The 750-nt window shown below is 59.3% G+C and carries 1 protein-coding gene; it reads right to left on the bottom strand.

Annotated elements, in window-relative coordinates:
* Positions 1-475 (bottom strand): hypothetical protein (locus GY937_00430; GenBank protein MCP5055172.1); only part of this gene is annotated, 475 nt, incomplete at its 3' end.
* Positions 476-750: the final 275 nt, after the last annotated feature.

Genomic DNA, 750 nt, shown 5'->3' with positions numbered 1-750 from the left:
TGGCTCGCTCATCTGGGTAGATGGCAACGAGGTTGTGGCCACCGTCCCTCACTCCGAAGGTCGCCAAGGTCTTGATCGATATACTGGGCCGACCAGCCATCAACGCATCGAGGGACTTAGATCGTGTGGTGCTTGAGACCACGGGGAGCTCCCGGTCCTCCATCAGGACATGCGGGGGGAGCTCCGCCATACGTTCTGCGGGGGATATCTCCTCATCCCAGTCGGCATCCAGGTATTCGGCGTAGAGCGCACGCACTACGGGCATGGCTGCGGGGAGTTTGATGTCCCCTTCGAAGCGCTGAACCAGGTCCACTACGGAACCCTGGGTTTTCTCAGCGAAATCCCCCCAGCGTTGCATGCCTCCCTCTGCGTGGAAGATGGCGAACGAGGGTTCGTTGTCAACTCGGAAGGGACTGGTGTAGATGAGGCGGTTGCCGTCCTTGCGAGCCGGCTCGTGCCCGTAGTGGTGCATCACGAAACTGATGCTGAGCTCTTCTTTGATCTGCTCTATGGAAACTTGTAGCGGGGTGAGCGACTTGGACACGGTGACGTAGAGCTTTCTATCGGGGGAGGCAGAAGCCGAAGACCCGCCTAGGTACAACGGCCTCCACCTCCCGATCTTGCTACGGCCGTTGGCCGGCTTCGAGGATGGGTAGTCCACCCTCTGTGGGTATGTAGATGATCTGGTTATCTGTGCGGTCGAGCTGGTCGACGTACAGCCAGGTGATGTACTCAGGGGTCAGCGAGTCA

This window comes from bacterium, from assembly GCA_024228115.1.
Taxonomy (GTDB): domain Bacteria; phylum Myxococcota_A; class UBA9160; order UBA9160; family UBA6930.
This window is presented reverse-complemented; position numbering and strand designations above follow the sequence as displayed.